Genomic DNA, 13,920 nt, shown 5'->3' on the forward strand with positions numbered 1-13,920 from the left:
ATGAAAAAACTAATCCTGATGCCTTTAGTTTGTCTGCTGTTTTGTTGCGGCAGTACTAAAAAAGCCACTGAACAAAAACCTGAAAATGTGAACAAGAAGCAACAAACAGCCCTATATCAGATTTTAAGTGAATCTGCCTATCAGGGAAAAGAGGCAAAATCGTATGAAGTTATTAAAGATAAGGCTTCGTTAGAAAAACTATATGAGGCTATTAATGATACTCAGGTGCCAAAAGTTGATTTTACAAAAGAAAGAATCGTCGCTTTATTTATGGGACAAAGAAATACGGGCGGTTATGCAATTAAAGTCAAAAATGTGACAGAAAAAGGAGAGAAGATATATGTAGATGTGCAGGAAACCAGTCCCGGTTCCGGTGATATTGTCACCATGGCTTTGACAAATCCTTTTACAATTGTCAAAATCAATTCCACTAAAGAAATCATATTTCAATAAAAAAAAACATCCCGAATATTCGGGATGTTTCTTTTATAACTATATCTGTTTTTAGAATGTATAACGGATACCCAATGCGATGTCTGGTCCGAAACTATCATCTCTGAAATCGTCGTGGTTGAAATAAAACTCAGGTCTGAAATCTAAAGACAGCATCAAAGGAATATCAAATTTATACTCAATACCTATGTCACCGGCAGCAAAAAAGAATGTACCGCTGTCATCAGCTCCTCTGTAGTCATAGCTCCATGTACCAAGACCTCCACCAACACCAGCGTACCAGTTGAAGCCTCCTTCAATGTTCCATACCCATTGGTAAAGACCTGTCAACTTGATAGCATCAACGTGGTTGCTATCTCTCCAGCCTAAGTCTACTTCCAAACGATTGTTGCTTGATAAACCTCTTTGATAAGAAATCTCACCACCAAAACCGTCATTGTCACCAAGACGTAATCCCAATGCATTTTTTGAAATTTCCTGGGCTTGCATACTGAATGCCATTCCCGCTAGCATAAAAGCTGATAAAAATAATTTTTTCATAAAATTTTAATTTAGAGTTTTATACAAGGTAGCAATAATATTGCCAAAAAACGTTAATTTGTGAATAATATAACACAAAAAAGTTTACAAATTTTATAAATTGTTGATAATCAAAGGAAAAATAAGGCCGTTTTTAATGGTTTATTTCATGACAAAAAAGCTTGACATCAGTTTTTCGCTCAATTTTGTCTCCATTTCGAGATAGTCTTCTTCAATAATTTCCTCATTTTCGGAATGGCGGTATAGTTTCCAACGTTTTTTGTTGTACTCGAGGGCAGTCAGATTTTCTACCCAATCACCGGAATTAAGATATACTGTTTTTCCTTTTTTAGTTGTCTGGTTTAGTATTTTGGGTTCATGAATATGACCGCACACAACATAGTTGTATTTGTTTTCAATAGCCAGGTCTATAGCAGCGGATTCAAAATCCGATATGAATTTAACAGCAGATTTAACTCCTGATTTTATCTTTTTTGAAAAAGAATAGGGCTCTTTGCCTATTTTAGTCAGACACCAGTTAATAAAGCGATTGAGCAGAATCAGATAGTCATAACCAATACCGCCAAGTTTGGCAATCCACTTGGCATGGTGTACAGAAGAATCAAATACGTCACCATGAAAAAACCATGCTTTTTCACCATCCAAATCTAAAACAAGCTTATCAATGATAGAAAAATTACCCACTTTTGAATCACTGAATTTACGAAGCATTTCGTCATGGTTTCCGGTAATATAATATACCTGAGTGCCTTTTGAAGTGAAGTCTAAAATTTTCCGGATTACTTTAAGGTGGGATTTTGGAAAGTACGATTTTCGGAACTGCCAGATGTCGATAATGTCTCCGTTTAAGATTAAGGTTTTGGGCTTAATAGAGCAAAGATAATTGTGGAGTTCTTTTGCGTGGCAACCAAAAGTACCCAGATGCACATCTGAGATTACTACTAAATCAACAACTCTTTTTTTCAATTTATTGTGCTTTAAAAGTTTAACAAATAAATAAAAGATACCCGACATGTTACTTATTATAATGTTAACATATAGTGATGATATAATTAAGTTCAAGTCTGTCGCATAATCGCTACATTTGCGATAAAATGAAATAAAAATGGCAGGAAATAGTTTTGGAAATCTGTTCAGGCTTACCACTTTTGGTGAGTCGCATGGAGAGGCCTTAGGAGGAATAATTGATGGTTGTCCGTCGGGAATTACATTAGACATTGAAGCAATTCGCTATGAAATGTCCAGAAGAAAGCCGGGTCAATCCGCTATCGTAACACAACGCAAAGAAGATGACGAAGTGCAATTTCTATCGGGAATCTTTGAAGGTAAAACAACGGGCACGCCTATTGGCTTTATTATACCCAATACCAATCAGAAGTCGGATGACTATTCCCATATTAAGGAAAGTTACAGGCCAAGCCATGCTGATTACGTCTATGAAAAAAAATACGGTATCAGAGACTACAGAGGTGGTGGCAGGAGCTCAGCCCGGGAAACGGCAAGCAGAGTAGTGGCAGGAGCTATTGCGAAACAGGTGATTCCATCCATAAAAATCAATGCATTTGTTTCTTCAGTTGGAGATATATTTATTGACAAACCGTATCAGGCATTGGATTTTTCTAAAACGGAAAGCAACCCTGTTCGTTGTCCGGATGAAGCCACTGCCAAAAAAATGGAAGATTATATCAAGGAAATACGAAAACAAGGCGATACTGTTGGAGGAACGATAACCTGTGTTATCCAAAATGTTCCGATTGGTTTAGGTGAACCGGTTTTTGATAAGCTTCATGCTGAACTGGGCAAGGCCATGCTTTCAATAAATGCTGTAAAAGGTTTTGAATATGGAAGCGGTTTTTGCGGTGCAAGAATGAAAGGAAGTGAGCACAATGACCTTTATAATCCGGATGGTACTACGAAATCAAACCTTTCCGGCGGTATCCAGGGCGGAATCAGTAACGGAATGGATATTTATTTCAGAGTGGCATTTAAGCCTGTTGCAACCATAATGCAGAAACAGGAGACTTTGGACATCCATGGTAATATTGTAGAAATGCAGGGAAGAGGAAGACATGATCCGTGTGTTGTTCCAAGAGCGATCCCTATAGTTGAAGCTATGGCTTCACTGGTTTTGGCAGATTATTTTTTATTACATAAAATTTAGTCTTTGTTTGTTTTAACAATTTTTCGAATAGAATTTTAACAATAAAAATTGTATACATATATGTTTAATCATTAATTTCGTCTGAAAATCATTTAAATTAAAAAACATGAAAAAACAATTACTTTTTGCAGGACTTTTATTTGGTTCTGTTTTTAGTGTTAATGCGCAAGTATTACAATCTGAAAATTTTAACAGTCTGACAGTAGGGAATGTTAGTGCAGATATTACAGGTGCTACTCCTGGTCAAGGGGGGTGGTCTGTCTTAGCAAATAATGGTCAAGATCCTACAACAGCGACAAATGCGGGACCATCAAATTTTCAAATAGTTGCTAGTGGTCAAAGCTCAAATGGACTTAAAATCGTTACAACTAATGGAAATAAGGGAGGTAGATTTATGTGGAAAGACGGCTTGGATGCTTCATGGGCTGCCAGAACAACAGGAAACAATATTATACAGTTAGAATTTGACTTTTTTACAGGTCCGGCTTCAACTAGTACAGCCCAAAATGGAGTAAATATATTTGGTGCTGAAGGTACTAATTCGAGAATTTTAGGAGGATTTGTATATGTGCCAAATACTAAAACCTTAACAGGTGTAGCTTATCTGAAAAATGGGGCCACTTATGGAACTTATTTAATTACTTTAGGTGCAGGTAATACACCTATAGTTTTAACAGATAATACATGGTATAGAATAGGAGTTGCCTATAATACAACAAACGGAGCAGTTATATGGAAAGGGCCTGGATTTGAAGTTGGAGTTAATGCTGTGAATTATGCTGGTCCTTTTGAACCATTGGAAGTAGATTTTGTTTCTGCTGTTCCAACTACTAATGCTGCTTCTGCTGAACACACATTTGATAACTTTGTAGTAACTGCAACGCCAACTGTAGCTTTGTTGAGCAAAGAAGATTTCAGCTTTGCATCTAAATTATCTGTTTATCCTAATCCGTCCAATGGTCTAGTAACTATTTCTAATGATTTGAATTCCGCTTTGAAATCAGTTAGTCTTACAGATTTGAACGGACGTACAGTTAAAACAGTTGAATTAAATGGAGATTCTTCTGCTCAAATTAATATCTCTGATTTGTCTGCTGGTGTTTATATGATGAACATTAGTTCTGACCAGGGTTCAGTAATTAAAAAGATTGTAAAGAACTAAATTTTAGTTAACAATTTCTTAAAGCCATTAAGTTTTAACTTAATGGCTTTTTTTGTTTGCCGGTAAAAACCTACATTTGCTAGTGAACTAAAACTTTTATAATGAAAAAACAATTACTCTTAGCAGGGCTTTTATTAGGCTCTGTTTTTACAATCAATGCACAAACTACAATTTCTTTTGAAGCTTCTGAAGGTTATACTTTAGGTAATATCCATAATAAAAACGGATGGGTCGTAACTGGAGATCCAGATGGTAATTATATTGAAAACCAAGTTGTTACAAATGCTCTTGCTTCTAACGGTACACAATCTCTAAAAATAGACGAAGATGAATTATATGGGCCACAGCAAAATACAATAATGGGTGCGTTTTATGCATTTACACCATTAGCATCTTCACATTATTCAATATCTGCAGATTATTATATAAGTGCACTTGATGCATCAAATTTTGGAATGCAGTTAATTGGGGCTACATCCTATATTTCAAGATTTGAATTTAACTATGAAGGAGATGCTGCAACTGTTGAAACAGTAGGTACAGGTTTGGCATGGAGCCCGATTGCAGGATTTTCCTGGGTAGCGAACAGATGGTATAACCTAAAGATTGAAGTAAATGGTACAGAAGTTAAATATTATGTAGATAATGTATTAATACGTACTGGAGCAACTACAATTACTGAGCAAGTTCAGCAGCTTAGATTTGTTCACGATAATTATGGAGGATTCGCTTATGTTGATAATATCGTTATGACGGATTTGGCCTTAGGAGTTGGAGAGCAAGTTGCTTCTAATTTCTCTGTTTATCCTAACCCATCTAATGGTTTGGTAAACATTTCTAACGATTTGAATTCTGTTTTGACTTCAGTTAGCCTTACAGATTTGAACGGACGTACAGTTAAAACTGCTAAATTAAACGGAGATTCTTCTGCTCAGATTAATATCGCTGACTTGGCTGCAGGAGTTTATATGATGACAATCAACTCTGACCAAGGTTCAGTAACTAAAAAGATTATCAAAAACTAATTAGTTTTAAGATAAAAATAAAAAGCCAAACTTTAAGTTTGGCTTTTTTTATTATAAGAATTTTGCTTTTAATTCAGGTGTAGGAATCATACAGGCTTCTTTTTTTCCATACCATTTGTATCGGTTACGGGCAATATAATCATATACCGTATTGGTTAAAAAGTTAGGGAGTATAGAAAACCAACTAATAGCTGTGTATATACCTCCCAATTCTTTGGCAATTTTCAATGCGGCTTCAGCCTTATAATAATAAGCTTTGCCAGGTTCGTATAGAAGTATTGAATCTATTTTTGAAGTATCAATACCAATATGATTTATTATTTCTAAACCTATTTCTGATTGCAATGCTACAAACCGAAAAATATCTTTTTTATCATGTTTGATGATAAATTGTATAGAAGAATCACAGAGATTACAGACTCCGTCAAACAAAATGATTTTTTTATCCTGGGGTAAGTTCATTATGCCTAAATTTTATTTTTTTGCTTCTACTAATTCTAAAGTTTCTAAATCCACTTTTGAAGTAAAGATACCATAATTTACCGTAACCTTGTTCTTTTCAATTTTGTCAATAGTTCCGACGGCTTTTCCATCTACCAACCTGACACGGTCACCAAGTTTTAAAACAGGTTTTGGTTTATTTGCTTCCTGTTTGATGGCTTTGATTTTCTTCTCTTTTTTCTCTTCGCGGATTTCCTCTACCTTGACGGTAACTTCTTTGATTATCTCTTTCTGAACAATTTCCTTTGCCTTTTTTTCTTTGGCCGTTAATTTTTTTCGCTTGGAATTTTCTATTTCAACCATTTTAAGAAATTCGCCAATAAGTTCTTTTTTATTCTTGTTGTTGAAATATTTTTCAGAAATATCATCCAATTTTTGTCCCATGTAGATTAGGCGTTGATTCGCATCATACAATTCCTGATAACGTTCCAGTTTATCCTGGATTTTAGAATTGATAGATTCCATTTTTTTACTCTCTTCCCGGGCTTTGCTTTCTTCTTCTTTTAAATTCTGTGAGGTTTTTTCAAGTTTCGAACGTTCTTTTTGGAGTGTTGCAATAGTTTTGTCAAAACGAACCTTTCCGCCTTCGATTTTTTTCTTGGCACGATTAATCAATCCAAAAGGAATACCATTTTTCTGTGCTACTTCAAAAGTAAACGAACTTCCGGCTTGACCTAAGATTAGTTTGTACATAGGTTCTAATGACTTTTCATCAAATAGCATATTCGCATTAGAGGCATAAGGCAATTCATTAGCCAGCATCTTCAGATTGGAATAGTGTGTAGTAATGATTCCAAAAGCTTCTCTATGATAAAACTCTTCCAAAAAAGTTTCTGCTAAAGCACCTCCCAATTCAGGGTCTGAACCTGTACCAAATTCATCAATAAGGAAAAGCGTTTTAGCATTGCATTTTTTGAGAAAATAGTTCATGTTTTTTAAACGGTAGCTGTAGGTACTTAAGTGATTTTCAATAGATTGATTGTCACCAATATCTGTCAATATCCGGTCAAATAAAAATGTCTCACTACGCTCGTGTACAGGAATAAGCATTCCGCTTTGCAACATCAATTGCAATAAACCTACTGTTTTAAGTGAAATGGTTTTTCCTCCCGCATTAGGGCCAGAAATTACAATGATTCTGCTTTCGTTTGTCAGTTCAATTGTTTGAGGGAAGGTCACCTCATTTTTTTTCTTGTTGTTGAGATAAAGAATAGGATGGTAGGCCTCTCTGAAATACAATCTCTTTTCATCTGTGATAGTGGGTAAGATACCATTAATTCTGTTGGCATATTTTGCTTTTCCGGCAATCACATCAATATCGCTCAGGAATTCCTGATAGGTCTTAAGCAGGTCTAAAAACGGACGTATGTCGTTTGTGAGCTGTTTTAGAATTCGTGTAATTTCTTCTTTTTCCTCATATTCAAGATTGCTTAATTCTCTTGAAAAACGCAAAGTAGCTTCCGGTTCGATATAGGTAATGCTTCCTGTTTTTGAATTTCCTAAAATGGAGCCTTTTACTTTTCGTCTGTACATAGCCAGTACTGCTAGTACGCGTCTGTTTTCTACAATACTTTCCTTGATGTCGTCTAAATAGCCCAGTCCATTATATTGGCTTAGTGCCATTCCAAAACTCTGGTTGATTTTACCACGGACCATATTCATATTTCTTCGGATTTCGACAAGAGCAGGTGAGGCATTGTCCTTTATTTCACCATATTTGTCTACAATTTCATCGATTTTTTGTGTGATGAATTTGGTATATTCTACAGCCGAAGATTTTTCACTTAATTTAGGGTAATAGTCGTTGAACTTTTTAAGAAAAAGCAACAATACATTTACAGTATCGGAAATAGCTGCAATTTTTCGAAAACTTCCCACTTCAAGGAAACTGTCTTCTATGGCCAGAAATTTTATTTCATTGCTGATAGTTTCAAATCCGTGATTGGGAATCGCATTATTGTTTGTGAAAGAAGAAACATATTCAGACGTTTGCAGCAAAGCATCCATCAACTCCTTTTTATGTTTGAAAGGCGAAATCTGAAGTGCTTTTTCCTTTCCGATTTCTGTGTTGCAGATTTCTGAAATGGCTTGCAGTACGGTGTTGAATTCTAAATCTTGTAATGTCTTATCTGTTATATTGGTCATTTTATTCTATAGCGGTTTTTATACACAAAAATACAAAAAAACTATGCTATGGGCTTGAGAAGTTTTTTTGCTTTTCTGCTTAAATGAATTATTTTTTAGTTTGTTTTTAATTTAACTTTCCGAAATTTGTATCGGGTTCTAAGGTTCTAAGGTTCTAAGGTTCTAAGGTGAAAAGGTGATGAAGCGAAAAGTAGAAATCCAGAAATTCTTTTTTATAACCTAATCATTTTTTTATCGTAAACTACCAACTAAACACTATCCACTATCAATTATCCACTAACATTTAAAAACCATGCAAGTAAAAATACATCCTTCCTGGAAAGCCGTTTTGTCAGAAGAATTCGAAAAGCCTTATTTTCACCATCTGATTGATTTTGTAAAATCAGAATATGCTCATCATACCTGTTATCCAAAAGGAAGTCAGATTTTTTCTGCTTTTGACCATTGTCATTTTGATGATGTAAAAGTCGTCATCATAGGACAAGACCCTTATCACGGGCCAAATCAGGCAAACGGATTGTGTTTTTCTGTTAACGACGGAATTCCTTTTCCTCCTTCCTTACTTAATATTTTTCGTGAAATTGAAACCGATTTGGGTAAGCCACTGCCACAAACAGGAAATCTGGAACGTTGGGCAGACCAAGGTGTATTGCTTTTAAATGCTACGTTAACCGTTCGAAAAGGAGAAGCAGGAAGCCATCAAAAAAAAGGCTGGGAGACTTTTACCGATGCCGTTATCCAGAAAGTTTCAAGTGAAAGGGAACAGGTTGTTTTTTTGCTTTGGGGCGGTTTTGCACAAAACAAAAGAGCACTGATTGATACTTCCAAACACCTGATTCTTACTTCCGGCCATCCTTCACCTTTAAGTGCCAACAGGGGGCTTTGGTTTGGAAACAAGCATTTTAGCAAGACTAATGAGTACCTTAAATCTCTCGGAAAAAAAGAAATAGAGTGGTAAGCATTCTTATTGTACCGTAAAATTATAATATCCTGCTGTCAGATTGTTTGCGGTTGTCTGTATCGTAAGGAAAGTGTCTTCCGAATTATTATTGTTTGATGACAATTCGAGTCGCGATACTTCTGAAAGTCCAAAAACAAGTCTGTATTCACCGGTTTCTGATAATGGAATTCCGGCTCTGAATTTATAATTTTGAGAAACAGGCTCATAAATACTTTCTGCAATCACATAAAAATCAGCAACTGCATCACCCTGGTCCTTAATTATACTACGGATATCAATGGCTGTCCAGGTGTTGGTTCCGGTCTTTTTTTCCAGTCCATAAGCAAAACTAAACGAGGCACCTCCTGTTGTTTTAAAAATATCTAATGGGGTAGTCTGGTTTGGTTCAGGCTGGTATCTTGAAAAATTTGTATTCAGCCACAAAACATCGCCCACTGTATAATTGTTTTGATGTTCAATTGTTATCAGATTTGGAATAGAAGTATATTTTGAATTGTAAAACTCATCATCGTCGCCACAGCCTGTAACTGCTGCCAATCCGATTATTGCTAAAAGTAATATCTTTATTGTTTTCATAGTAATTTTATTAAAATCTGTAGCCAAAATTTAATCCTACACGAGGAACAACTTCCGGACTTTTGTCCGTATTGAAAAGGTTTTTTCCTGCTCCCAGAAATAATTCAAGACCAAATTTTTCCTGTATATACAGTTTATAACCCAGGGCACCACCAATGGCTACGTCGGTGTAATTGTCTTTGAAGGTGTCGTAATAACCGTTACCGGATTCATCTACAAAACGTTGTAATTCTCTGTATTTCCCACCATTTGCAGAAACAAATATTTCAGCAAAATAGAAACTTTTCTGACTATGGGATAAGGAATAACGTACAAAAGGATTGACTTCATACTTAGGAAGTGTACGGTCATAACCTTTATCAAAGTCTTCCTTAGCATCTTTACTGTCCTGAAAGCTACCGCTAATGCCAACTGAAAAGTTCTCGTTTAGAAAACGCTCATAGCTAATATGAACTTTTGAAAATGCTATAACAGATAGTATGTCAAACTTTATTTCATTTTGTTTCCTTGCAAAGATAGTAGAGCTTTCCTGTGCATTTGAAAACTGGAAAGCGAGCAGTGCTGCGAAAAGCCATTTTTTCATAGTTGTCTTTTTGTAAACTGTTGTAAATATAGAAAAAGATTGTTTTATTTTTAGATAAACAGAAGGTAGATAAAAGATGATAGATAATAGACAATAGACGATTTGGGCTATCCGATATCCTAAATCCAAAATCAAAAATTAATTCAAGGTCAATGCTCCCAGAATTTCTTCAGACATGAACGGACCTCCCGGATAAGTGGCAGTATAATCCAGATTAAGCCAGATTTGACCGCGTTCGTCAATGTGATAATGAATTTCTTTTCCTTTACTTTCTTCTTTGAATAATACTTCTTTGATAAGGTAGTTGATTGCTTCCAAATCGGCTTTTTTGTTTCCAATAAGAACCTCCGGATAAATATGGCCACCGGTATGGATAAGTCTTGGTGTTCCGCCAACAGCGCGTACGCAGGCAGCCATGAGGATGGCGTGGTCATCACAATCGCCGGAAAAATGAATCAGTGATTCAGTAGCTCTGGCAATGTATTCCTTTCCTTTTGGGTCACTCACATAGTTCCAGCGACGCTGTATTTCCTTAAATACGGCAAAACTTTGGATTTGTCGTCGGTATTCACTGTATCCTTTAACGTTTCTGAAATATTTGGTTGTTGCAAGCAACGCAAAATTCCTGACTTTTGGATTATCATATTCGATGGCATTCAAAATTTTTGACTTGTTTGGGAAAGGCAAAAGCTTTGAAATAATAATATCCTGTGGATTGGGATTTTCTGACATGCTGTAAACCATTGAACGATAATCTTCAAAGACACTATTAAAGCCATAATTGCCGAACAGACTTCCGTAAACTAATGCAATCAGATACAGCGCTATACAGAGAATAATGATGGTTTTCATTAATCTGAGAACCAATTGTATAATAACGACTACAAGTATAAAAAGGAGTATCCTGTCAATATGGAAATACCAGTTTGGGTCGATAATATTCTGATGGATAATGATAAACACAGGAATAGCTATCAATATATTCAATAGGAAAATAATGATACTATCCCAAGGTTTTTTGACCTGAAGTTTCTCTTTTATTTTTTTGAAGTCTATGTTACCTTGTTTCTCCATAGTAACCCAAAGGCCAGCTTAATCCTGATTAGATTTGTGCTATATCTGCAAAAGTACCTTTTTTATCAATAATAGATAGTTCCAACAGTTGATTTTGAACATTGTTTAACGTTTTGTCATCCAAGGTTTTTTGTGACCATTCTGTCAGAGAGAGCCATTCCTGTATATCCTCAATTTTTTGATTGTAGCGTGATGATAAGGTTTTGTCAATACTTGGAATGTCCTTGAATTCTTCTGTTGTCTGATTAATGATTTCCAAAACGGTTTTGATGATTTCCGGCTGTGTTTCCAGTATTTCATTTCGCACGGCAATCACAAAACAGGGCCATGGAGTAGGGCAGTCGGCAATTCTTCTAAATATTCCTTTGTCAACCAAAGGCTTTGTCATAAATCGTTCCCACATAAAATAATCGGCTGTTCCGGCAGTTAATGCTTCTACGGCACCATCAATAGTATTTACGATTTCAAACTGTAAATTTTCTGTTTTCCATCCTTGATTGTGTGCATTGACATAGGCCATAAGTTGAGAACCTGAACCAATTCTGCTAATGGCAGCCTTTGTTCCTTTCAGGTCGGAAAGCTTCCTGTAGTTTGAAGCAGCACCAACATGGATCCCCCAAATCAGAGGCGATTGGACATAGACTTGCACAATTTTGCTTGGATTACCCGAGACAATATCTTTAATGATGCCTTCGGTCAGGATTACGGCAATATCGGTTTCGCCATTGCGAAGCATCTGGCATAACTTGCCTGTTCCTTCGGGAACATCAGTCCATTTGAGGTCAATATTTTGTGCTTCAAATTCTCCATTTTCTATGCAAAGATGCCATGGCAGGTTAAAATGTTCCGGTACCCCGGCTATTTTTATCGTTTTCATGTTGAATAACGGTTATTTTGTATTTGTTTTATATGGTGCTCTAAATGGGCAACATAATCACTCATTAAAAAACGCAGGTTGATGATGGATTTGTCATTCAGTTCAATTTCATAATGCAATGCTTCACTGTCAACCGATTTGAAAATCCTGAGTATTTGCTTGTTCAGTGAAAGCCAGAGCTGGATTAACTCATTACTGTCGGCTGACTGATATTGGCAAATACTGACCAGGTCTTCCTGATTGTATGTTCTGTATTGATAAGGTTTTGGGGCATAATGTATTTCCGTAAACCGAACCAGATTGTGAACCGCTGAATCAATCAAATGGCCTAATATTTCCTTTTTAGACCATTTGTTTTCAGGTTTGAATTCTAAAACGTGCTTGTCGGTATTCTTAAAGTAATCAAGATTTTCGACCAGCAGTTCTTCGAATTTAAGAATTACTTCCTGCAACATTAGGAGTTGTTTGCCAATTTGTCTAACGTATATGCAATTAATTCGTCTACAGCCTTGTATGGGTCTTCACTAAAAGTACCACTTGCACGGTTGGCAATGATGGCATTTAACGATAAAGCATTATGTCCGAGTAGTGCCGACAGGCCATAAATAGCAGCCGTTTCCATTTCAAGGTTGGTAATCCTGTTGTCGTTGAAATTGAAATTGTCCATTTTGTTGTTCAATTCAGGGTCCTGTATTTCAAGACGAAGAACTCTGCCTTGAGGACCATAGAATCCACCGGCTGTTGCAGTAATTCCTTTGAAAATTCTGTCACTTTCAATTAGTTTTTCCAGTTTTTCACTGCATCGTACCACATATGGTTTTCCTTTTCGAATATCCCAGTTGGTATGAAGCAGGAAGGCTTCACCTAAAGCTTCCTCGGTAATCCGGTCAATTTTGTAGGAACGGAGCATATTGTCCAATCCTAATCCATATTTAGACATAACGAAGCTGTCTACCGGAATATCTTTCTGCAATGAGCCCGATGTTCCTATTCGTATGATGTTTAGTGAAGTCAATTCTTCTTTTGGCTGACGGGTTTCCAGGTTGATGTTGACAAGCGCATCCAGTTCGTTAACTACGATGTCAATATTGTCAGGACCGATTCCGGTTGACATTACTGTTATTCTTTTTCCTTTAAAAATACCTGTCTGGGTTTTAAATTCTCTTTTTTGGGTTGAAAATTCTATGGAATCAAAAAACTGTGTAATTTTTTCAACGCGATTCTGGTCGCCAACGAAAATAATGTCATTGGCAATATGTTCTGGTTTTAAATTCAGGTGATAGACGCTACCGTCAGGGTTTAATATTAATTCTGAAGATTGTATCATTTTTTTGAGTTTCTAAGTTTTATAGTGGCTAAGCCGCTGAGTGAAAAAGCCAGTTGTTAAATTGTTTTATTTGTAGGAGTGGGGTTATCCGCCAACACGTTTTACCTTAAAGCCTTTTTCTTTAAGTATGGTCATTATCTTGTCACGGTAATCTCCCTGAATGATAATTGAGTCGTCTTTGAATGTACCGCCTACGCTTAATTTTGTTTTTAATTCTTTCCCCAGAATTTTGAAATCGTCATCCGAACCGGTATAACCTTCGATGATGGTAGTGGGTTTTCCTTTTCGTTTTTCGAATTTGCAAATCATGGGCTCGGCCTGGACCCAAAGTTCTTTTGGTTCGCTTTCAGTTTCTTCGATTTCTTCAGACGGTTGATGATCTGGGAATAGTTTTTTTAATTGGTCATGTAAATCCATAACTGTGTTTATTGAACGCGGATAAAGGCGGATGACGCTGGTATTCGCGGATTTATTTTTATGATTTTCGTAAACTCGGCGCATGAATCGGGCTTTGCCAAAATTCAGTATCAATCCG

16 protein-coding genes are annotated in these 13,920 nt (G+C 36.2%); 5 read left to right on the forward strand and 11 right to left on the reverse strand.

The annotated features are described in order from the left end of the window. On the forward strand, window positions 1–453 hold the full coding sequence (locus ASG38_RS15950) for a protease complex subunit PrcB family protein (RefSeq protein ID WP_056073399.1): 453 nt from the start codon (window positions 1–3) through the stop codon (window positions 451–453). 51 nt (window positions 454–504) lie between these two features. Here ASG38_RS15950 and ASG38_RS15955 read toward each other — a convergent pair whose 3' ends face one another. Both ASG38_RS15955 and ASG38_RS15960 read right to left on the reverse strand, forming a co-directional pair. Further along, window positions 505–993: a hypothetical protein gene (locus tag ASG38_RS15955; RefSeq protein ID WP_056073402.1), complete on the reverse strand. Its 489-nt coding sequence runs from the start codon at window positions 991–993 to the stop codon at window positions 505–507. Between the two features lie 141 nt (window positions 994–1,134). Next, the gene (locus ASG38_RS15960) at window positions 1,135–1,959 is read right to left on the reverse strand and encodes a UDP-2,3-diacylglucosamine diphosphatase (RefSeq protein ID WP_056073771.1); all 825 of its coding nucleotides are present in this window, start codon (window positions 1,957–1,959) and stop codon (window positions 1,135–1,137) included. Window positions 1,960–2,098: 139 nt separating this feature from the next. Between ASG38_RS15960 and aroC the strand changes: the two genes are divergently transcribed. From aroC to ASG38_RS15975, 3 genes are all read left to right on the forward strand, one after another. After that, the gene (gene aroC / locus ASG38_RS15965) at window positions 2,099–3,154 is read left to right on the forward strand and encodes a chorismate synthase (protein ID WP_056073405.1); all 1,056 of its coding nucleotides are present in this window, start codon (window positions 2,099–2,101) and stop codon (window positions 3,152–3,154) included. A gap of 106 nt (window positions 3,155–3,260) precedes the next feature. Beyond that, entirely contained in the window at window positions 3,261–4,316 is a 1,056-nt protein-coding gene (locus ASG38_RS15970) for a T9SS type A sorting domain-containing protein (RefSeq protein ID WP_056073408.1), read from the forward strand. Between the two features lie 101 nt (window positions 4,317–4,417). Further along, complete coding sequence (locus ASG38_RS15975; RefSeq protein ID WP_056073411.1) at window positions 4,418–5,341, forward strand: T9SS type A sorting domain-containing protein; 924 nt, start codon at window positions 4,418–4,420, stop codon at window positions 5,339–5,341. Between the two features lie 51 nt (window positions 5,342–5,392). Here the strand turns inward: ASG38_RS15975 and ASG38_RS15980 are convergent, their stop codons facing one another. Together ASG38_RS15980 and ASG38_RS15985 are read right to left on the reverse strand one after the other, a co-directional pair. Further along, entirely contained in the window at window positions 5,393–5,803 is a 411-nt protein-coding gene (locus ASG38_RS15980; protein WP_056073414.1) for a thiol-disulfide oxidoreductase DCC family protein, read from the reverse strand. A 12-nt stretch (window positions 5,804–5,815) separates the two neighbouring features. After that, a complete protein-coding gene (locus ASG38_RS15985; RefSeq protein ID WP_056073417.1) occupies window positions 5,816–7,987 on the reverse strand; it encodes a DNA mismatch repair protein MutS in 2,172 nt (723 codons plus the stop codon). Window positions 7,988–8,279: 292 nt separating this feature from the next. Between ASG38_RS15985 and ASG38_RS15990 the strand changes: the two genes are divergently transcribed. Further along, the gene (locus ASG38_RS15990; RefSeq protein ID WP_056073421.1) at window positions 8,280–8,945 is read left to right on the forward strand and encodes a uracil-DNA glycosylase; all 666 of its coding nucleotides are present in this window, start codon (window positions 8,280–8,282) and stop codon (window positions 8,943–8,945) included. A gap of 6 nt (window positions 8,946–8,951) precedes the next feature. On the opposite strand, the gene ASG38_RS15995 is transcribed toward ASG38_RS15990, so the two are convergent. The 7 genes from ASG38_RS15995 to ASG38_RS16025 form a co-directional block, all read right to left on the reverse strand. Then, complete coding sequence (locus tag ASG38_RS15995) at window positions 8,952–9,524, reverse strand: hypothetical protein (RefSeq protein ID WP_056073424.1); 573 nt, start codon at window positions 9,522–9,524, stop codon at window positions 8,952–8,954. 10 nt (window positions 9,525–9,534) lie between these two features. Beyond that, entirely contained in the window at window positions 9,535–10,107 is a 573-nt protein-coding gene (locus ASG38_RS16000) for a DUF3575 domain-containing protein (protein WP_056073427.1), read from the reverse strand. 138 nt (window positions 10,108–10,245) lie between these two features. Next, window positions 10,246–11,181 carry a transglutaminase-like domain-containing protein gene (locus tag ASG38_RS16005; RefSeq protein WP_056073429.1) on the reverse strand — a complete coding sequence of 312 codons (936 nt, stop codon included), beginning with the start codon at window positions 11,179–11,181 and terminating at the stop codon, window positions 10,246–10,248. A gap of 28 nt (window positions 11,182–11,209) precedes the next feature. After that, a complete protein-coding gene (locus tag ASG38_RS16010; RefSeq protein ID WP_056073431.1) occupies window positions 11,210–12,058 on the reverse strand; it encodes a substrate-binding domain-containing protein in 849 nt (282 codons plus the stop codon). Further along, window positions 12,055–12,513, reverse strand: a complete 459-nt coding sequence (locus tag ASG38_RS16015) for a DinB family protein (RefSeq protein WP_235498611.1) — start codon at window positions 12,511–12,513, stop codon at window positions 12,055–12,057. Before ASG38_RS16015 ends, ASG38_RS16010 begins: the two co-directional genes overlap by 4 nt. Beyond that, complete coding sequence (locus tag ASG38_RS16020) at window positions 12,513–13,385, reverse strand: nucleoside phosphorylase (protein WP_056073433.1); 873 nt, start codon at window positions 13,383–13,385, stop codon at window positions 12,513–12,515. The genes ASG38_RS16015 and ASG38_RS16020 overlap by 1 nt, the downstream gene beginning before the upstream one ends. 84 nt (window positions 13,386–13,469) lie before the next feature. Then, window positions 13,470–13,802 carry a translation initiation factor gene (locus ASG38_RS16025; RefSeq protein ID WP_056073775.1) on the reverse strand — a complete coding sequence of 111 codons (333 nt, stop codon included), beginning with the start codon at window positions 13,800–13,802 and terminating at the stop codon, window positions 13,470–13,472. Window positions 13,803–13,920: the final 118 nt, after the last annotated feature.

The organism is Flavobacterium sp. Leaf359 (genome assembly GCF_001423985.1).
Lineage (GTDB): Bacteria > Bacteroidota > Bacteroidia > Flavobacteriales > Flavobacteriaceae > Flavobacterium > Flavobacterium lindanitolerans.